The organism is Haloarcula sp. H-hyl2 (assembly GCF_056934385.1).
In genome coordinates this window covers 22,291-42,634 of sequence record NZ_JBRIIJ010000007.1, presented here as the reverse complement: position 1 = coordinate 42,634, position 20,344 = coordinate 22,291, and the positions used below count along the sequence as shown (strand labels likewise).

At 61.7% G+C, this 20,344-nt stretch carries 12 protein-coding genes; 4 read left to right on the top strand and 8 right to left on the bottom strand.

The features are described 5' to 3' along the window. Positions 1 to 61: 61 nt before the first annotated feature. The 4 genes from Hhyl2_RS21620 to Hhyl2_RS21605 are packed head-to-tail and all read right to left on the bottom strand — an operon-like array spanning position 62 to position 8,920. Positions 62 to 3,901 carry a hypothetical protein gene (locus tag Hhyl2_RS21620; RefSeq protein ID WP_483552855.1) on the bottom strand — a complete coding sequence of 1,280 codons (3,840 nt, stop codon included), beginning with the start codon at positions 3,899 to 3,901 and terminating at the stop codon, positions 62 to 64. Further along, positions 3,898 to 4,479 carry a BREX protein BrxB domain-containing protein gene (locus tag Hhyl2_RS21615; RefSeq protein ID WP_483552854.1) on the bottom strand — a complete coding sequence of 194 codons (582 nt, stop codon included), beginning with the start codon at positions 4,477 to 4,479 and terminating at the stop codon, positions 3,898 to 3,900. Before Hhyl2_RS21615 ends, Hhyl2_RS21620 begins: the two co-directional genes overlap by 4 nt. Further along, positions 4,476 to 8,156, bottom strand: a complete 3,681-nt coding sequence (locus tag Hhyl2_RS21610; protein WP_483552853.1) for a hypothetical protein — start codon at positions 8,154 to 8,156, stop codon at positions 4,476 to 4,478. Before Hhyl2_RS21610 ends, Hhyl2_RS21615 begins: the two co-directional genes overlap by 4 nt. Further along, a complete protein-coding gene (locus Hhyl2_RS21605; RefSeq protein WP_483552852.1) occupies positions 8,153 to 8,920 on the bottom strand; it encodes a hypothetical protein in 768 nt (255 codons plus the stop codon). The genes Hhyl2_RS21610 and Hhyl2_RS21605 overlap by 4 nt, the downstream gene beginning before the upstream one ends. A gap of 370 nt (positions 8,921 to 9,290) precedes the next feature. Between Hhyl2_RS21605 and Hhyl2_RS21600 the strand changes: the two genes are divergently transcribed. Continuing rightward, positions 9,291 to 9,539 (top strand): PRC-barrel domain-containing protein, encoded by a 249-nt coding sequence (locus Hhyl2_RS21600; RefSeq protein ID WP_483552851.1) that lies wholly within the window; start codon positions 9,291 to 9,293, stop codon positions 9,537 to 9,539. 372 nt (positions 9,540 to 9,911) lie between these two features. Beyond that, complete coding sequence (locus Hhyl2_RS21595; protein WP_483552850.1) at positions 9,912 to 11,588, top strand: sensor histidine kinase; 1,677 nt, start codon at positions 9,912 to 9,914, stop codon at positions 11,586 to 11,588. Between the two features lie 44 nt (positions 11,589 to 11,632). Here Hhyl2_RS21595 and Hhyl2_RS21590 read toward each other — a convergent pair whose 3' ends face one another. The 4 genes from Hhyl2_RS21590 to Hhyl2_RS21575 all read right to left on the bottom strand — a co-directional run bounded on the left by Hhyl2_RS21590 (position 11,633) and on the right by Hhyl2_RS21575 (position 15,905). Continuing rightward, positions 11,633 to 13,672, bottom strand: a complete 2,040-nt coding sequence (locus Hhyl2_RS21590; RefSeq protein WP_483552849.1) for a hypothetical protein — start codon at positions 13,670 to 13,672, stop codon at positions 11,633 to 11,635. After that, positions 13,669 to 13,848 carry a hypothetical protein gene (locus Hhyl2_RS21585; protein ID WP_483552848.1) on the bottom strand — a complete coding sequence of 60 codons (180 nt, stop codon included), beginning with the start codon at positions 13,846 to 13,848 and terminating at the stop codon, positions 13,669 to 13,671. The genes Hhyl2_RS21590 and Hhyl2_RS21585 overlap by 4 nt, the downstream gene beginning before the upstream one ends. Next, positions 13,845 to 14,804 (bottom strand): hypothetical protein, encoded by a 960-nt coding sequence (locus Hhyl2_RS21580; protein WP_483552847.1) that lies wholly within the window; start codon positions 14,802 to 14,804, stop codon positions 13,845 to 13,847. Before Hhyl2_RS21580 ends, Hhyl2_RS21585 begins: the two co-directional genes overlap by 4 nt. 90 nt (positions 14,805 to 14,894) lie before the next feature. Then, entirely contained in the window at positions 14,895 to 15,905 is a 1,011-nt protein-coding gene (locus tag Hhyl2_RS21575; RefSeq protein ID WP_483552846.1) for a phage tail protein, read from the bottom strand. 323 nt (positions 15,906 to 16,228) lie between these two features. Here Hhyl2_RS21575 and Hhyl2_RS21570 point away from each other — a divergent pair, with 323 nt between their 5' ends. Together Hhyl2_RS21570 and Hhyl2_RS21565 are read left to right on the top strand one after the other, a co-directional pair. Continuing rightward, entirely contained in the window at positions 16,229 to 17,860 is a 1,632-nt protein-coding gene (locus Hhyl2_RS21570) for a bacterio-opsin activator domain-containing protein (protein ID WP_483552845.1), read from the top strand. Positions 17,861 to 18,019: 159 nt separating this feature from the next. Further along, complete coding sequence (locus Hhyl2_RS21565) at positions 18,020 to 19,783, top strand: histidine kinase N-terminal 7TM domain-containing protein (RefSeq protein WP_483552843.1); 1,764 nt, start codon at positions 18,020 to 18,022, stop codon at positions 19,781 to 19,783. Positions 19,784 to 20,344: the final 561 nt, after the last annotated feature.

The window sequence follows — 20,344 nt, the reverse complement described above, 5'->3', positions numbered from 1 at the left end:
TGGTTCGTCGTACTGCTACCAGCTCATCTTAGTGTTGGTTCGAGACCGGTTGGGTCACTATCTAATCTAGTTCCTCGACCAACACGACCGAACCGTCCTCCAGTTCGTCCATCGTCTCCTGAATCCGCCGCAGTTGCCTCCCCCCGCTGTCGAGCAGTCGCTCGGCCGCCTCGATCAGTTCGCCCACGCGTTCGTCGCTCGGTGGACTATCACTCTCGACAGCGGCCACGACGTCGGCAGTCGTCTCGTGGTCGGGATATTCGGCCTGCAGTTCGTCGGCGAGCGCAGCCAATCGCTCCGCAAGTGTGAACGGGTCTTCGGCCGCTTCGAGAAGCCGCTGTACTTCGTCGACAGCCGGTGGCTGTGAGCGACCGAGCGTCTCCTGGACGTCGCTCGTCGTCGGGTGCGTCGGATACTCCTCGTCCAGTCGTTTCGACGCGTCCCGAAGCTGTGACCACAGGCTCGCGCTCCCGTCGGTGGAGTCGAGCAGGCGTCGAGCCGTCGCGTATCGCTCGGCCTGCTGGACGACCGTCGGGTCGACGAGATCGGCCTCGGTGAACGATCCGCCGTCCCACGCTGTCTCGAAGAGCTCGTACAGGTCGTCGATGTTCACACCCTCGAACTCGACGGCGACTCGGTCGGCAATCTCCTTGCTACTGCCGTCGTGCGCGAAGAGCCAGGTCCCGAGACTGGAGACGATACGTTCGGGCTCGTCGTCGGCCGGCGCCTCGCCAGTGATGCGCTCGTACTGGCTCCTGACGACCGCTGCTCGATGCTGCTCTGCCGCGTCGAGCTTCGACCGAAGCGTCGCCGGCTCGGGAACCTCCGGACCACCAACGAACTGTTCCATCTCCCCTTTCACCGCTGCGCCGGGGTACAGCCGCTCCATCTCTTTCGTCCGCGCTGTGAACTGTTCCCAGAGCGTCTCGCCCTCGCCGTTCGGCTCGAACAGCGCGACCGCGCGGGCGAATCGCTCGGCCTGTTTCTCGACTGTTTCGGTCGCGAAGTCCTCTGTGTCGAGGGCCTCTCCAGCAAGCGCGGGTTCGAGTGCGTCCGCCAGGGCATCCAGCGAGGTATCGAACGCTCTGCTGACGCCCCGGATCACTTGTTTCACGAGCACGCTGTTCTCCCCGACCCAGTCGGCAAGTTCCGAGAGCCACGCGTCCGGATCGCTCCCCGAGGGCGACTCACCGATGAGCGTCGCCACGGTCTCCCGAATCTGGTCGGGGTCGATGCCATCCAGCGATTCGAACCGAATCTGGATATCGGTCAGGTTCGTCTTGTTCCGCACCGCTCGCCCGATCTCACCAGGGTCGGTGATGTAATCGTCGTCACGCCGGAGTGCGATCTCGTTGGCCGTCGCGAGCGTTATCAGCAGGGCCGAGATGGACTCGTGGGGCGTTCCCCGGTAGGCACCGCCACGCTGGACGGTCTGGGCCAGCAGGTCTTCGGCACGGAGCGACTGCCGCCCGTCGTATCTGTCGAGGAACTCCCGACACCAGCCGTCGGTGAGTTCGGCCGTCTCCGGATCGACGCCGAGCATACCCGCGTCGGCTGTCGAGAGCGGCCACTCGGCGACACCGCGGAAGAACTGCGCCAGCTGCTTTGCGTCGGTGACCTGCGTGATACCACTGGTCAGGACGTATCGCGAGTTCGCGAAGACCGACTGGACCTCTTCGACCACGATTCGCTCGAAGACGTCGCCGTACCGGCCGTTCGAGCCACCAGTCCGGACGTACACGTCCGCGTCGGCCAGTTCCTCTCGAACGGACGATTCGAGTGCTCGCTGTTCGTCACGGTGATCGGCTTCGAGATCCGGATAGGTCTCCGTCTCCTCCGAGAGGATTTCACCCATCCCCATCATCTCTCGGAGCCGTTCGACGACCGAGGTCGGAATCTCCACTGCGACGAGGACGTGTTCGCCGCCGTCGCGCCCGTCGGTGGTCGATTGCCACGTGTCGACGTGCTCGTTCAGTGGCTCCGACTCGTCGGCGACGAGCCGTACCCGGATGGCGTCGAACTCCGGTGTCGGTGCTCGCGCGATGGAGTCGAGGACGGAGTAGTGAAACCGAAGTGGCACCCGGCGTTCCCCGTCGAGATCGACCTCGTGACGGCTGCCCGCCGAGAGCAGTTTGTCACTGCTGTCCTGCAGATATGTCTCGAGTTTGGCTGCGAGCCGGTGTGAGGAGATCTGTTGGGCACGCGTCTGTGCACGAGTCAGGATGTCCTCCTGTTCCTCCGAGACGAGCAGGTACTCCTCGTCACCGTGGTCGTTTGTCTCCGTCAGGACGTATCGATCCTCGACGAGGCCGTCATCCGGATCGGTCAGCGCGGCTTCCACGTCGTCGACGACGGCGTCGACGGACGCGTCGGCTGAATCGACCAGCAGCCGTGCGAGGTTCTCCGGTGTCGACGGCACGTCCGACTGCACCTGATTGAGCAGGTAGAGCGCCTTGGCGACCGACACACGCGAGAGCCCCTCGTTGCTTCCGGCGTCGATCTTGTCGACCATCTCCTGCACCCAGAGCGGGACGTAGGTCGTCTCTTCGACGAGCAGATCGAACAACTCGTCCCACGTCACGAGAGCGCCGACGAAACGTTCGCCCCAGTCGAAGCGCGTGAACAGCGACCGCACGAGGATCAGAAGCGCCCGCCCTTGGACGTACTCCTCTTCGGTCACTCGTCCACCTGGCATGAGTTGTTGAATCACCGAGCGCAAGAGTCCCAGATCGTACTCACGGAACGGATACGACTCGACCGCGTCGGGATCGGCACCGGTGATATCCGCGTATGTGTCGAGTGTGAGGTCGGGGAGGTCCCGAATCGCGGATTCGACCGCGTTCGTCCCGTCTACATGCTTCTGGAGCCACCGTTTCCGAACGATGATCTCGGTGTCCGCCCCTTCGAGTGGCTCCTGTGCCCCATACCACGGTTCGACATCGACCTCCGAGTCTTCGAATTCGCCGTGAATCTTGTCCAGCGGATACTGCCCGGTCCCGATGATCGGCGGGTTCGGGCCGGTCGCTACGTCGGTCAGCGCCGTCATCGTCTCCTGAAACTCGCGGTACCGACGCCGACCATCACCGATGAAGAGTGCGACCTCGTCGAGGCCGAGGAGTAGCTCGGTCTCTCGCTCCGACGTACTCAACGCGTCCTGTGCTTCCTCGATACGGTCGACGAGCTGGTCTGGACCGAAGTCGTCGGGGTCGACTTGCTCGATAGCCTCGTCGATAGACGCTTTCACCGCTCCTGCGGAATCGTACGGGGAGTCGTCCAGTTTCGGGACGGCCTCGTAGAGCCAGCTACGGAGCGACGCACGCTCGGCGTGTACCTCGTCGAAGGTCTTGCCACCGTGTTCGGTCTCCTGTAACTGCGCCCAGCAGTCCCCGTGCCCCATGTCCTGTTGCCAGGCCCATTCCAGCAGCCAGTTCGGATCGGTCGGATAGCCGAGTTCACGACCGATCGCTTCGTAGATGAGATACGGCAGTGGCGGCTCTTGTGATGCGTCTCGGTTGAGGAGGTTGAGGAAAACCGGCTTCAGACGGTCGACGTGGGAATCCGCGACGCTCTGGCGGAACTGGAGGAAACCCGGCCAATCACCGGCGAGCGCTTCCCCGAGATCGGCAAACTCCGACTCCGTATCGGCGGCGAATCCGATCAGCTTCAGGAGGTGCGTCTTCCCCGACCCGAACGTCGCGGAGATATAGAGGAAGCGTGGGTCTTCGTGCGGGTACTTGTCGACGAGATCGCCGAGCGTCGTCAGGACGTTCCGTGCGCTCTCTGTCTCGTAGAACTCGCGAACGTCGTTTTCAGCCCGCGCTCGTGCGTTGACCTTCTGGACTTCTTCGAGAGCACGCGTCGGTGACTGCTGGAAGATGTCGTCGAGACGTGTCTCCGTCATTGGTCGGGCCTCCGTTCGATCCGCCCGGGGATTTGATGGGCCGGATAGTAGTTGCGCGACTCTTCGCCGAAGAAACTCAGCTTCCCGCCGACGATCTCGCCCGGGAAGGGAATACCGACAGTCGATTGGACGTTGTGACGGTCGAGTTCGTCGAGTAACTCCGAGGCACGCGTGAACGGATAGAGGCTCCCCAGATGCGTCAGGAGGACGACGTGGTGTTGTTTGGCAGGTGCGTCTATCTCGGTGAGCATCGCTCCCACGAGTTCTTCGGCTAATCGGTCTTGCATCGTATCTGTCACCGTTTCTGGGTCGGCGTGTTCCCCGAGATCGACTGCGAGAGTGAATACATCTGTCTCGGAGAGGAGTTCATCCAGCCGGAGGATCTGGACACTCCCTTCGTCCGGGAAGCCACCTGTCTGGGCTGGACGCTCGGCCCAGCTGCCGAGGTGTTCGGCTACCCGTCGCTCGTACTTCGGCTGGACGGGGACGATAACGAACGGATTCCGAATCCCCCGCCGTCCGTCGGCGAACTGAGCCAATCGTTCTTTGAACTCCTGCAAGGGTCGGTCGGACGTCATCGAACGACCGCCCCCGTTTCCGTTCGCTCGATATCGAGATCACGCCGCTCGGCCAGCCGTTCGAGTTCGGAATCCAGCGACTCGCGGTCCGACGGCAGGACACCGACAGCTGTCACATCCGATGGCGACCGCTCGCCGACGATCTCCCGTAACTCGTCGAACAGCGCCCGTAGTTCGCTCACGTCGCTGCCAGCAGCGACTGCAAGGGGAGACGTGTCGCTGATGGTGTTCGTCGCTCGGATGAACTCGTCTGCTTCCTGCCTCGTCATCCCGCCGGTGATGGTTTCGACTGCCGCCCCAATACTCCCGTACCAGGAGGTGATTCGATAGAGTGGCTTGATGTATTTGCCCTCGAATGCAGGCCGCACGTTCGACTCGAACTCACTCAGCGGGCGAACCCACGGATGGGACTGCAGTTCGTCGACGAGCGAATCGATATCCGTCGACTCGTGGAATTCGTCCCACGCGTCCTCGATGGCGTCACTCAGCGACGGCGAAGCAGTCCGAACGTCGTTGAATCTATCCCACCCGTCGTGTGTCCACCATTCGCCGGAGTAGTCGTCAAGACGGTTGCTGAGCGTCTGGCTGGCCGTCTCACACTCGTCGGTCAGCCAGTCGTACGCCTGCGTGGCGAGTACCAGAGATGCGTCTAGCTGTGTCAGCGCCGGCAAACGCAGGTTCCACACTTCCATGACATCCCCGTACCACGTCTGTGCGTCGGTCGTGTCTGCGACGGTTTGTTCCCAATCCGTATCACCTGACTTAATGGCCTCCTGACGTTGCAGTGCCGCCTGTTGTTCGGATTCGAGGGCCTCCACGAACGAGTCGAGCAGCGTTCGTATCTCCGGTGTCTCGATGTCACTCTGGGCGACCAGCGCCGCGTCCTCGGCGAGGCTCCCCAGACGGCCCGCGAGCGTCTCGTTTGCCTGCTGGAGTGTCACCAGTCCGTCGGGTACTGTCTCGGTCGTTTCGAGGAAGCCGCCGCTTTCGAGGGCCTCACGGACACCGTTCCGTGGCGCGATTTTCAATCGTGTCCGTGCCAGCCTGTCCATGTCGATCACGTCGTCCAGTGCCACCGAATCCCCGGTTTCGTCGACGGGGCGGAAGTCCCCTTTCCGACAGAGTCCCCAGATTATCGCACAGAGCGCGGGCCGAGTCTCTCCGTAGATCGGCTTGCGGTCGATAATATCGTCGAGGATGGTGCCCATCGAGAGGTGACCGCCGCGTTGTTGCAGTTGCTGTCCGGTGAACGCGCGAACGTTGTTCTGGATCGACCCACCGTGGGTTTCCGGGTCTTCTGTCGCGACCTCGATCTGCTGTGCCCACTCCGGAAGTGTGTCCTGTGCGTCGAGGTGCTGCAGTTCCTGTAGGTGTTGCTCGTCGATCTGGAGCATCAGGGGATGGAAATCGGCCGGATACCGTACGTCGAGGAACTCCGTGACGGCAGCCGTCATCCCCCTGATGTCCGTTCGGTCTTTCACGGAGAAGGTCCCGCTCCTGAGTGCCTCGGCGAGTTTGCTTCTGACACGGCTCGCGCGATCGGAAAGATCACGGCCGACAGACTGTGGGAGGCCCGTTTCCCCGACAGCCGATCTGAGTGCCCACCACTCGATGAGAGTGTCCCGAAGATCATCGAGCCCATCGGCACCGATCTCCCACTCCAATGGGTTGTGGCTACTGTCTGCTACCGTCGCTGTGGGCGACAGTCCACTGATAGCGATATCGACGTCGAGTGCGTCGTCGGCGTCGACCGTTGTCTCGAGGGCAATCCCATCGAGGGAAAACTCGTAGCGAACCGGATACTGGTCGCCAGTGTCACCGTACTCTGCAGACGTGGGCAACGAGAGGTCTCGAACGATATCACTCCAGAGATATCGATCGAGCGTCCCGATGATCGAATCCCACTGTGGATCTGCGAGTTTCGATTCGGTCTCCTCGTAGATCTCGCGTTCGATCTGATTGGCGAAGGTATATCTCGGGCCGGTTTCGTCGTGCGTTGGTCGGACGAACTTGCGGAGACGCTCCAGGGACTCTTCGACCCGATTCTCCATCTGGAACTGTGTCGGGCCGTCCAGATCACAGAGTATAGCCACGGCGAGATTCCGCTCGGTCATCGGGATCTGCTCCGGGACGTGCTGTAGCAGCAACACGGCCTTGGCTACCGCAACGTCCGTTTCGGTTAGCTCCCCGGCGTCGTGCCTCGAATTGATCTCCTCGATGACCTCCACGTCTCTGGGGGTGATGTCATCGAGTTCGGGCTCGATGAGATCGTAGAAGTCGACCAGAGAGATGACGTGCGCCACCTCGTCTTTCTCGAGCCAGTTCTGCAAGAGGCCGTGAACGAGCGCAAGAATCGCCCGCGCCGTCCCCGAGAAGATCGATTTTGCAGGGTCGTTCGACTTCTCCCGGAGGTTGGACAGGATTTCGAGGAACAGCGCCGGCTGATACGGAAGGAACGGATAGAAATCGGCGAGACGCTCGCGGTCGATCTCGTCGAGCGGTGGATCAGTGTTCTGCTCGATGCCGGAATACACTACCAGCGTCTCCGGTTCGTTGCTCGTGCGATCGAGGACACGTTCGATCGCGTCCGTGCCCGCGGGCGTCTTGGTCAACAACCGTTGCGTGGAGATCTCGCCGACGTGTCTGCTCGGCAGTCCGAACCGATGCGGGAACCGATCCTTGACGATACTGAAATCGGCACCGTGAGCCGCGAACTGTGGCTGGACGTCCTCGATCTTGGCCTGTGCAGTAGCCACCAGTTGAATATTCCCGTCGCCGATTTCGTCGACGCTTTCCGCGAGCGTCTGGAGTTCGGTGAGGCGGTCGAAATCGGTCCCGATGAACAGGCTCACTTCGTCGAGGAGGAGGACGACTTTGACTTGCTTCCCGATCTGTGCCGCTCTGTCTCGTCGCAACTGTTCGAGACGACGAACCATCGCCTCCGGGTCGATATCTGAGGGAGTGAGGTCGTCCAACCCGTCAGCCGTCCCAGTCTGCTCTTCGAACAGCGTCGGGAGCACTACGTCAGCGAGTGCATTGTACTGCTGGATGTCAGTCCAATCGTACGCCTCGGGAGAATCGACGAGACTCTCGAGTGCCGATCGAGCATGTTCTGTCCGGCTGTCCCACGCGTCTGTCGTTCGATACCAGTCTTCGAAGTAGGCTACGTCGAGTTGAGACGAGAGCCCTCCTTCGACACCCGTGAGATGGTCGGTGGTGTGTGCCGCACGGAGGACGATTTCACTGAAACTCCGGGTCTTCTGTCCCTGATACTTGAGCAAGTTCACCGAAATCGGGATGACTTCGTACTCCTCGTGGATCGACTCCCACGTCCCTTGCATTGTCGAAAATTCCTGTCCATCGGTGAGCGCACTCCAGGCGTCGTTCCGTCCGCGGAGCCACTGGCTGTCCATCAGGCCCCGGAGCACACTCAACAGGTGGCTCTTCCCGCTCCCGTAGTACCCGTAGAGCCAGTAGTTTGCGCCCGACCGCATGTCCTCGGAGCGACCCCGTAACCGAGCGAAAAAGTCACGCAGGAAGTTCTCGGCTTCATCAGTCACGTGGTAGGTGTCGATGGACTCCAGGCGATGATCTCGACCGTTGTCTGTGCGATCGATACGAACGGACTCTTCGAAGTCCGCCCCGACATCGGCTGTGAACCACGTGTTACGCGTCATGCGATCTCCTCCGCCGGCTCAGCCCACCCATACGTCTCCTCGACGGGGCGCAACCGGAGCTCGCCGTGCATACCGCTCGCTTCCCAGCTCTGGTGTTGGCCGACACGTTCTGCCAGCGAATCCCAGTATTGGTCTGGCTGGAACAGATACAGCCATCCGAGCGGCTGTGTGAGCCATTCCGTCCCGTTTTTCTCCCACGAATATCCCGACGCGACAAGTAGCGGTACGGTACCGAGGGGTGGGGCCTGTCCCTCGACCGCTTGTTGGGATTCGAGGACGCCGATGTCACGGAAGACACTCCTGATACCCTCGCCCCATCGTGTCGTCGTAGATGCTGCATAGTCGTACTTCTCGCCGTCTGCGAAGTGGAATCTGGTGAGAATCGATTCGACGACATCCTGTGCAAAGTCGAGTGCAGCTACACCTCTGTCCTGCAGTCGCCGAACGTACTCGTGGACGAGGTACTTCACGAGCGCATCGTCCTCCAGGAGATAGAAGTAGAGTACCTGCGCCTTGTCTCGGTCCATCTCACACTGGTCGAAGACCGATGGGAGGCGAGAGATCGACGGGAGAGCGCTGTCCGCCGTCTTGAACCGTGAACTCAGAACTCGGTAGACCTTCCGGGAACTCCCGCGCGTACTGCGGTCGTCCATTCGTTCCTCGAACCAGCGGTCTTCGACTGTAGTCCAGTCTCTGTGGGTCGCATAGAGGCTCGCCATCTCCTCGGCACGGTCGACGAGAAGCCCGCACATAGTGAGATCCATCGAAACCTCGTCGTGTGAGAACGACGAATCAAGTGAAGGTACGGGGTTCGCCCCCCCGTCTCCGCGTATGCTCATACACCCAGTCGAGTCAGCGCGGATACTTATTTGATATGGTGAGCGGAGTGCAGACGCCGCGTGTTTCCGAACCACCGTCGTGAGCGTATCTGTAGCAGTCGGCGCTGCGGAACACCAGCCCCGAATTTCGTCGGTACGCTTCACGCCCGCGACCGTCGGCGTGCCGTTCCGACGATGTCTCGGAGTCTCTGTGCGCCACGGTCGGTACGATCGCCCAGCGCTGACCGTCTGCGATGTCGACGAGGCGAGCCAGATTTATTTAGCTCTCAATCACAGTGGTGAATGTGGTCCCCCAATGCTAGCAAGTTCCCTCTCCGGGAAACAGGTGATGAGTACAGACGGTCAACAGGTTGGCACGCTCCATAATCTGACGATGGATCCCGACACCGGTGCGCTGGAGTCGGTCATCGTCGAGACCGAGCGGACCGAGATCTTCGGTATCGAGTCCGGACCCGAAGGGCGTGTTCGCCTCCCGGCAGGTGTCCTCGAATCGGTTCGCGATCACGTGATTATCACGCCGCCTGCGACCCCACAGCAGGGCTGATAGATCAGCTCCAGACCCTGTCTGCGATACTGAACGCAGTGGTCGAAGAATCGTGCGAGAACACATTCATCGACGCGCCGGCTGGGTACCTGTCGATACAGGAGAACCCACAAGTCGTTCCTCTGTCTCACCCCGACGTGTGCTGGCTATGCAACGTGTTTCTCGATGAGACGATCGTATTCGAAGGGCGAGCGGCGGATCGGATAGCAACTGTCAGCTACGACAGCCAGTCGTACCGACATCCGAACCACAGAGTATGTAACGTTGTTCCACATACGTACAGCTATAGTCTGATTGTACCTCAGATGGCTACCCGTCCAGATCCTTCGGGCACGAATCCAGAGTAGCTTCCGCATGACACGGTGATCGCTGATGATACGGACACTCCCCCAGTTACTACTGGTCGGTGGCTCTGTGAGCGCCGGCGGAGTCGCGCTATACCTCCTGTACTATCTCTATCAGCATCGGGCAAAGCCCGGTGCCAGGTGGTTCATGGGAAATATCGCGGCTGTTGCGATCTTCTGCTTCGCATATGGGGTTGGTTTGGTTGTGTATCAGCCGTTCCCGAGAGAGGTTCTCGAGGGCATCGCCTTCGTCGCACTGTGCTTCATGGGGCCGTTCTTTCTCGCGTTTGGCCTCGAATACACTGGCCGCGGTGCGTTTCTGCGAACACCACTATCTGTGGTAGTCGCAACTGTGCCGGCTGTGACGACGCTGCTGGTCGCTACGAACGCGCTCCACGGGCTCGTGTGGCACCGCTTCAGATTCGTCCCGGTCTTCGGAGCCGCGACTGTCCAGTATACACTCCAACCGTGGGCCGTGTCCGCGGTCGTGGTCAGTGTAGTCACCGGCGGTATCGGGTCGCTGGTGTTGATCGACGCAATCGTTAGCTACGGACGACTCTACCGCCGGGAAGCGACTGCAGTCGCTCTCAGCACAGTTCCGGTGATTACGGGCGTCTTGCTGTGGCTGTTCGAAGCCGGACCGGTGCCACAGCTCCATCTGACGTCGGTGCTCATGCTCGGCCATCTGGCCTGTGACAGTTACGCGTTCGTGGGAACACACATGTTCGAGACTAGTCCGGCAACCCAGCGTGTAGCGGAACGCAGTGCCCTCGACGGCCTCAACGAACCACTACTCGTACTGGATTCCTCCGGTGCTGTCGTGAATCTCAACGCCCGTGCTAGGGAACTGTTCGGATGGGATGATTCACAGACGTTCCCGATATCGATAGCGAACCTGACCGGAGTTGGTCGGACAGAGCTCCTCAAGACAGCAGAACTCACTCTCAATGGCCAACTATTCGCTGTCTCGCAAACACCGTTAACCGACCGGTTCAGTGGATCTGTCGGCGAGCTTCTCGTGTTGTACGATATTACAGAGCAACGCCAGCGAGAGCAACAACTCTCCGTACTGAATCGGGTCCTGCGACACAATCTCCGCAACGAGATGAACGTTATCCAGGGGCGTGCCGAGGTCATTCGAGGGGAGACGGAGGCCGATCCCGTACCGAACGCCGATTCGATCGTCGCTGCGAGCGATCGCTTGCTCTCGATCGTCGGGAACATCCGCGAATCCGAGCGTGTACTCGATGGAGAACCAGAGTCGATCACTGTCGATCTCCCGTCAGTCATCGAGGAAGTCTGTGCGGATCTGACCGACAGCTATCCAGCGGCGTCCATCGATCTCGTGGCGACACTGTCCGACAGCCAGGTCACGACCGATCCGGAGACACTCAAACTCGCCTTGCAGAACGTCGTCGAGAACGCCATCGTCCATGCCGAGTCCGAGACGCCGACAGTGTCGATCACACTTACTGATAGAGAGGCAGACAGGTACTGCATTACAATCAAGGACAACAATGCCCAGATCCCCAACATCGAGCAGGCATCGTTGGAGGCCGACGAGGAACTACCGCTCCAGCACGGGGCAGGGCTGGGTCTCTGGACAGTCAGCCGGTGTGTCGCTGCACTGGACGGGGAGCTGCAGTTCCAGTACGACGACGGCAACCAGATAACGCTCACCTTCCAGAGAGAGTCGGCCCCGTAGCGGAGTCGACTTCGATCGGGCGGGGAAATAGGTCGGGAAACGACTCAGCGCTGGCGATACAGGAGCAGCAGGGCTCCCAAGAGTGCCAGTATCGTGAGGTGGGGTGTGAACCCTGGCCCGCTCCCGTCCGTGGTTGTCAGCGTTCCAGCAGATCGGGTGGGAGTGGCTGTAGTGTCGCTGAGTGCCGTCACGACGGTCGTTTCGGTATTCGTCGTCAGGTCTGTCGACGCTGTCGTAGGCTGTGAACTGACTGTAACGGTCCCGAGGGATTCGTCTCCGACTGTAACAGCGTACTCACCGGGGGCCAAGAACGTTTGTGCCACGGTGACCGTCCGACGCTGGCTGGGCTGGAGGGAAATCGTTCTATTCTGTACGGGTTCACCATCGACGCGCAGTGTGACGGAGTAGTTCCCCCACTGATCACCGACGGTTCCGAGGGTGATCGTCGCTGTGACGGTGTCACCTACGTGAACGCTCGTCGCCGAGAGGGACGTCTCCTGTACGACCACTGTCGGCTCAGTGCTGTCACCTCGGCTGTCGTCTGTCCCACCGAGTACAGCGTCACTGTCACTGTCTCCGGACCCGCCCCCACCGTCGTCTTCGTCGTCATCCCCGTCGTCGCCGTCAGACGGTGCCTCTGGCGGCGTCGATGTGGGGGTGACCGAGGGTGTTGGCGTTGGCGTGGGCGTAGCGGTTGGTGTGACCGACGGCGTGGGCGTCGAAGTCGAAGGTGGTGTTGCTGTCGGTGTTGGCGTCGCCGGTTCTATCGGCGTCGGTGTCGGTGTTGCTGTCGGTTTCGGAGTCGCCGTTACTGTCGGCGTCGGCGTCGGTGTCGGTGTCGCCGTTACTGTCGGCGTCGGCGTCGGTGTCGGTGTCGCCGTTACTGTCGGTTTCGGAGTCGGTGTTGGCGTCGGCGTCGGTGTTGGCGTCGGTGTCGGTGTCGGCGTCGGTGTTGGCGTCGGTGTCAGTGTTGCTGTCGGTGTTGGCGTCGGTGTTGGCGTCGGTGTCGGCGTCGGTGTCAGTGTTGCTGTCGGTGTCGGCGTCGGTGTTGGCGTCGGTGTCGGTGTTGCTGTCGGTTTCGGAGTCGCCGTTACTGTCGGCGTCGGTGTAGCCGTCGGTGTCGCCGTTGCTGTCGGCGTCGGAGTCGGTGTAGCCGTTGGTGTTGCTGTCGGTTTCGGAGTCGCCGTTACTGTCGGCGTCGGTGTAGCCGTCGGTGTCGCCGTTGCTGTCGGCGTCGGAGTCGGTGTAGCCGTTGGTGTTGCTGTCGGTTTCGGAGTCGCCGTTACTGTCGGCGTCGGTGTAGCCGTCGGTGTCGCCGTTGCTGTCGGCGTCGGAGTCGGTGTAGCCGTTGGTGTTGCTGTCGGTTTCGGAGTCGCCGTTGCCGTCGGTTTCGGAGTCGGTGTAGCCGTCGGCGTCGGAGTTGGTGATGGTGTCACTGACTGGCCGGTATCGTAGAGGTCGACCCTGTAACTCCCACTCGGGACCGAAATCGTCAGCGAGCCATCGTCGGCGACCGTTGCGCGGTCGAGTTCGGTCTGGCTTCCCGCGTCGGCAGCCACGACGGTTTCCCCACTGGCGAGACCAGTCGATTCGACGACGACCGTCACGGTTTCCGTGGCCGCAACTGCCACGTCGGCGCCGTCGTCGCTGGCCGCATAGACTGGGTCGCGATAGGAGAACGCCGAGACGTCCGACTCGATCACGATCGGCTCAGCGCCACTGAGGTCGACTGTGACTGGGTTCTCGCTCGCGTCGATGGATCCGATACAGGCACGGTCACCGTTCGCATCGTCGACACGAGCCTCCGCGTTACCGGCCGCCGAGAGCGTGAGATCACCGAAGGTGACGGAATTGCCAGCTGCACCGAAGGTCCCGTAATACACGTCCGGATCGTTCTCGAAAGCAGTCAGTCCCGAGCCGGTGACGTACGTTGCACCGCCCGGATCCCCGACACACGAGAGGCCAACACCCTGGTTGCCAGCCGCTGCGACACCGAATCCGGCGAAGAGTCCTCCCGAAACCGTGGTGAACACGAGGAGTGCGACAGCGTACACCGCACCGAGTTTGTATGCTGTGTCCGTCATGCTTCCTCCGGATCGTCCCGTCCATCGTCCACATTGGCACTCGTCCGGTCCAGGACGGCCGAAGCGGCGAATGCGACGCCCGTATCGGCGCTCTCCATCCGCAGGTCCGTGCCTGCAAACAGTCTCCGGTCGTCGTGGGTGTCCCGTGGTGTTGGACCCGTGTGTAGTCGGCTCATCCGAGTCGGTCGATGGTGAGATACGTCTCTGTCCGACCGGCGTACACAGTCCCACCGCCGTCGACGTGTGCAGTGACGGTGTCGCCTACCGAGAGCTGGAGGGATTTGGTCAGAATGGGCGGTTCCCCGTTCACGCGCTCGGAGCCGTTGACGTGGATCGACACCAGATGTGCATCCGTGTACGCTTTGAACGTGACCGCATAGTAGCCGTCTGCCGGGACGGTGTACGATCCGTTCGTGTTGTCGAAGTCAGTTCCCGTATCGAAGACCACGCCATCGAGCCCCACTTTCGTCTCGCCAGTCGTGTTCTGGTCGGTGGTCAGATAGGCCGAGGCACCGTCGTATGCCGTCCCACTGGGCCCACCGCCGGCAGCGTCGAGTTCGTCGTTGGTGGTATCGACGGTGAGGTTCTCACCGGCGATAGCGTCGAGATCGAGGCCGATCTCGCCGCCGACGAGTTCGAGACCCGTGGCGACGTCGGCCGTCAGGGCATCGCCGACAACCGTGAGGCCGTCCCCCTGCAGGTTCGTCACGGCGTCGTCGGTGATCGGGCCATCGAGCTTCCGGGTGTACAGTGCCTTGAGGGGCTGACTACTCGTCCCGACCTGGCCTTGCGGGGAGACGTTCTGTACAGTCGGGGAGTTGGCGTTCATCCGGGCCGTGGCAGCCCCCGTTCCGAAGCCGGCAACTCCGAGCAGACCGGCACTCGTGAGCGTCCGGCGGTCGAGCAGTCGCTCGACGGCTCTGTCGTCGAGACCCGTCTGGTCCCCTGTCGCCTCGTCGTTGGTCTCGGTCACCGGCGTGTCCTGATCTCTGGGTACGTCCGCGGTCGTTTCCAGATCTGCCAGTCGTTCGCGTTGCTGGTCGATCGTTGCCTGCTGGGCCTCGATCGTCTCCTGCTGGGACTCTACGAGCGATTCGAGCCGTTCGAGACGCTCTTCGACGTCGTCAGTCATCGCGAGTATCACCCGCTGGCCGTGTAGCGTCGCACTCGGTCGTCAGTCCCACCCCGGGTTCCTCCGGTCGGGACTGTGTGGTTCGGGACATCAGGATCGACTCGGGTAAACTCCCTGGAGAGCGATGCAGTAGTTGACCGTCTGGTACGGAGGTCTGTTCTCGTGTCCCCGGTCTCCGCCGGTCGCCGTCACGCTCCCGGTGACATCCATCGACCCGTCGGTACTCCCACTGGTGTAGGTGGGGTCCGTACCACGGGCGTCCGGCTGTGCTGCCAGCGCGTTGCCGTCCGGGTTGGTCGCCTCACCCTCAGCAGTGCTCACGGGGAGGTTCAGCGTCTGACCGTGGCTGTGGGCGGGCAACTGGTTTTCAGAGAGCGATACCGTCGCGCTCCCACCAGTGGCTCCCATGTAATACTGGTTTCCCTCAGGACCCTGGCCCCTGTGGATCGGAACTCGCCCTTGCAGGTTCGGGAGTTTGAACGTCGACCGCCCGTCCCCACCGTAGTAGGTCCCGAGCAACGAGAAGAGAGCTTGGTTGTTGGCGATCGGCAATGTCTGACCGTTGCACTTGGCCCAGCCCTGCGGTGCGAAGTCGAATCCGAAGAGTCCAATCGTTCCGAGATACGGGCTCGATCCGGCCGCACTCGCGACGCCGACCGGTCCAGAGGACCCGTCGCCGAACAGGTCACCGAGCAGACTCCAGCCGGCAGCAGCACCGAGGAGCGAGCCGAGTATCCCCCGTCGCGAGATTCGTGGCCCACGCCCGCTCGCGTTCTCGCTCTCCTGCCGATTTCGGTTGATAATTCCCTCGTACACCACTGCCTGTGGGTCTAGGTCGGTCGTCGGTGTCGGCGACAGCGTCACGTCGAACCCCGACAGCCTCGGGTGGGTGATCCGGTAGAGGTCCTGTCCGATGTGGTCGCCATCGACTGGTCCGAATCGGAGCGTGAACCGCTCCCACTCTGTACCGGCATTCTGTGGTCTGTCCACTGTCAGCAGTTCCAACTCCACGTCGTCGCCATCCTCGCGGCGAACGGTGAACGTCTCCCCCTCGGCTAGCAGAAGCTCGTCTACTTCGGGTACAGGCTCGAGCTCTCTCATCCGTCGTCCGCCACTCCTACCCGATCCGTTCTCGCTCTTCCCCCGTCTGGACTCGAGTCCCTCGTCCGAATCCGTAGATTGCTCGGCGTGTGCCGATCTCTCGAAGTACTGTTCATCTCTCTCCCCCGAACCCTGCCACCATCATTGTCAGGTCCACCACCGGATAGTGACCTAAAGGTACACCCAGCATATGCTAGAGACCGGTTCCGACAGGGCGGTGTGGTCGGGTGACAGTGCTCTCAGGTTCAGTGTAGCGGCGTGGACCAAACAGTCAACGGACCCTGTGTGGGGTTTTAGTGTATGGACTCAGTGACAGACGAATGATGACAGCCCAGTCCCAGTCGACAGCGGATGTGGGTCACTCGCTGGACCGCGTAACGGTCCTCCTCATCGACGACGACGAGACCTGGGCACGAGTGACTGGCCGACTCCTTGAGACGAACAACGACGCACTGGACGTGACGATAGCGAACAGCCTGGCGGAGGGACGGACGACGTTCGAGCGTCTCGACCCCGACTGTGTCGTCTGTGACTATCAGCTCGGTGACGGCACCGGCCTGGCGCTACTTGAGACGGTCCGCCTGGTGGATTCCGAGCGACCGTTTCTGCTCGTGACTGGCCGCGGTGACGAAGGCGTAGCCAGTGAGGCAATCGGCCAGCGTGTCACCGACTATATCCGCAAAGAGCAGGACGACGACGAAGCCGGGTTACTGGCCAGTCGTATCAAGGGGGCCGTTCGGTCGTACCGAGCCGAGCGTGCGCTCGAACGCGAACGACGGAGCAAGACTGCGCTGCTCGATATCCTGACTGGCACGACAGCACAGGCGGACCTCTCCCAGGAGTTCTGTGCGCGCCTCGTCACAGAGCGCGACTACGCCTGTGCCGTCATCGCTCGCGAGACCAGTGCCAGCCCACCGGTGCCAGACGCGTTTGCCGGTCAGGAGTCGTACTACGACGCGGTATACGCGCCGGGGGAGCCGTTGCCGTCGGGTGAACCTGCACGCAGGGCGCTCGACCGAAACGAGAGCGTTCTCACACGACTCGATGGGGCGGCGTACCGGGAGTCAGCTGCCAGGACGGAGTGGGAATCACTGGCCACCGACCACGGCTTCGAGGGGGCGGTCGCCGTCCCGATCCGTCACGACGGTGTCCGGTTCGGAGTGCTCGCTGCCTACACGGACGACGGGTCCGTGCTGGACGGCGAAGAACAGGCGGCCATCGAAGCGTACGCCGAGACGGTCGGGTATGCACTCACCAACGCCGAGCGCAAACGGTCCCTGATGTCGCCTCGGCCAGTCGAGGTCCGGGTCGACATCGACAGCGACGCCGTGCCACTGGGCGTGCTCTCTGAGGCGCTCTCTGACGCTGTTGCCGTCGACGTGCTCTCGGTCGTTCCACGGGACAACGGGACGACACTCTACGTTACGACAGTCGATGGCGTCTCCGGACGTGGGTTCGAGGCCGCTGTGGCCGAAGCTGATGGGATCCGATCGCTCTCGGTCGACAGGTCGACATCACCGACCCGCTGCGAACTCGTCGCGGACGCACCGACGCCCGAGAGTTGCCTCGCCGACCATGGTGTGGTCGTCGAGGGGACGACACTCGCTACTGACACGACGACGCTCGACCTCTCGGTTCCCGACGGCGAGCTGGTCTCGACGGTACAGGACGTTCTCCGTGCCGAATTCGAGGACGCCACCGTCTCGACGGTCTGGACACGACAGGGCCAGGACTCGTCAGTCACGGACCGAGAAGTCGCGGCTCCGTTGACGGACCGCCAACGCGAAGTCCTTCGCCACGCACTCGAGGTCGGCTACTTCCAGCGGCCGCGGGAGACGACTGCGACCGAGCTCGCTGCCCACTTCGACCGATCGCGAGCGACGATCAGCCAGCATCTCCGCACTGCCCAGCGGAAGGTCTTTACTCGACTGTTTGACGAGCGCTGCGAGGACTGACGAGTCCCCAGGAAACGACTAGGTTTATCTGCCTGGTTGACATGCAGTTGCACCAGAAGCGGACGCAACCGCGTGGCCGCTGGTGGGCACGGGAGCTATCGCGGGGTTCGATACAGCCGTTCGACCTGGCGCAAATCTACAGAACGAGCACAGACGACAATGTACGATATCGCAGTGTTCGCGGTCGTCCTCTCGGTCGTCGCCGGTGGCACCGCTGCACTCTGGTTGCTAACCCGTCACGACCCGGCCAGTTCGGCGTTCGCGTTCGGTCTGTTCCTCCTAGTCATCACGTTCTGGGCGGCCACGCATCTGGGAACGTTGTTCTCGGCACGTCTGCAGTGGCTCTTGCTGTTCACACAACTCTCGTACGTGGGGGTTGTCGCAACGCCCATCGCCTGGCTCGTGTTCGCAGTCCGCTACGTCGACCGTGGCGAGTGGCTCTCGTCCCGCCGTCTCGTCCTCCTGTCGGTTGTGCCAGCGGTGACGCTCGTGATGGTGTTCACTGCACAGCACCACTCACTGTTCTACACGACGATCGACGTGGTGACCGTGGGTGCCCAGCCACTCCTGCAGACAACCGCAGGGCCGTGGCACATCGTGAACGTGGTCTACTCCTATTCGCTCCTGCTGGCCGGGACAGGATTGCTTTTCGCGGCCGCGCTTTCCGATAGCCGGCTCTACCGGTATCAATCTGCTATCTTGATCGTCTGTGTCACAGTTCCCTGGCTCGTGAATATGAGCTATCACCTCGCCAGAATACCGTTTCCGTGGTTCGACTCGACGCCGATCGCGTTCATCGCGACCGGAATCCCACTGGGTGCGATTGTCGTCCGGACGGATCTGACGTCCTTTCTCCCGGTCGCTCACGAGCGGGTCGTTCGCTCGCTCGACGATCCACTCCTTATCGTCTCGCCTGGTGACGAGATAATCGACGCCAACGAGGCCGCCCAGCGGGCCCTCGACGCGCCCGGTCGGCTAGAGGGGTCGCCAGTCACTGAGGTGTTGCCGGCCACGCTGCTCGATGGACAGACGCTCGGCACGCTGGCCGACGGAGACCGTGTCGAGATCGCCATCGACCACGATGGAGACGATCGACAGTACCTCGTCCGCCAACAGCAGGTCGAACCTGGCCGCGAGGCCGTCTCTCGCGGGACGGTCCTCACGATGGTCGACATCACCGAACGAAAACAACGTGAGCGGCGACTCGAACAGCTCTCCGCCCAGACCCAACGGAAAAACGAGCAACTGGAGCGCATGGCTGGTGTCATCTCCCACGACTTGGCAGCACCGCTGTCGACTGCTGAAAAGACACTTTCTCTCCTCCGTGCTGACCTCGGTGATACAGACGAATCCGTCGAACAGTCACTCAGGGACCTGGAGACGGTTCACGACCGATTACGGGGGTTCGCAGATCACCTCCCCCGACTGGCTCGTGAGAGCATCGACGTCGAGACGACCGAAGAATGTGACCTCGCGACCGTCGCACAGGCAGCCTGGCACACCATCGACACCGGCACGCTCGACCTGACGATCACCGATACACGAGCCCTTCACGCCGACAGGCGACGGCTCCAGCAGGTGTTCGAGAATATCTTCCGGAACACCGTCCAGCACGGGACCACGGACGGGTGTGCCCACGCGAGTGAGCCGGGAACGCTACAAGAACAGTCGAGTGCAAACACCGTTCGTGTCGGTCCCTGTCAGCGTGGGCTGTTCATCGAAGACGATGGCCCGGGAATCAGTCTCGACCAGCGTGACACTGTCTTCGAATACGGAATGAGTACCACCGACAGTTCCGGGTTCGGTCTGGCCATCGTCAGAACCATTATCGAAGCACATGGGTGGGAGATCGATCTCGTCGACCGCGATACTGACGGCACCCGCTTCGAGATAACGATCACAGAACGACCGAACGGACGATAGCAACGCCGAGTCTGGGGTCAGTGTGGACGAGGAGAGGAGTTCCGGCTGGGTGGCACAGCCGGGGGTCTGGAGGACTTGTCCTCTGGATTCCAACCGCAGGAACGAGGAGTAGCCTGCAAACGGCAATATTCCTATTGCGGTCGGGATTCCGCCGCCGTCAGGCGCAAGAGGATGTCACTTTTGAATCTATAGTAACAATTGAAACGGTTTACACACCGATCGCACGACGGCAGTGCGATCGGGTGTGCATTGACTTTCAATGGCTACTATCGTAGTGAGGCTGTTGTACCACTCTCGGGAGGCGATTTACGCGAACTCTATTTATAATATTAGATTGAATGAGTCACAATGACCCGATTCCGGTCGGTGGGAAACAGTGGGTCGGAGGATCCACTCCGATGGTGTTGTAGTACAGTGTCTGCAGCTGCGCTTTCGGAGGCCGGGTAATGGGCGCCTGGCCGTGCGAGAAGACACTTGCTTACCGCCTCTTCGTACACATTTTCGCGCTCGTAGTTCTCGCAGTCTTGCTCGGGGGACCCGCCAGCGGGGCCGTTGCTGCTG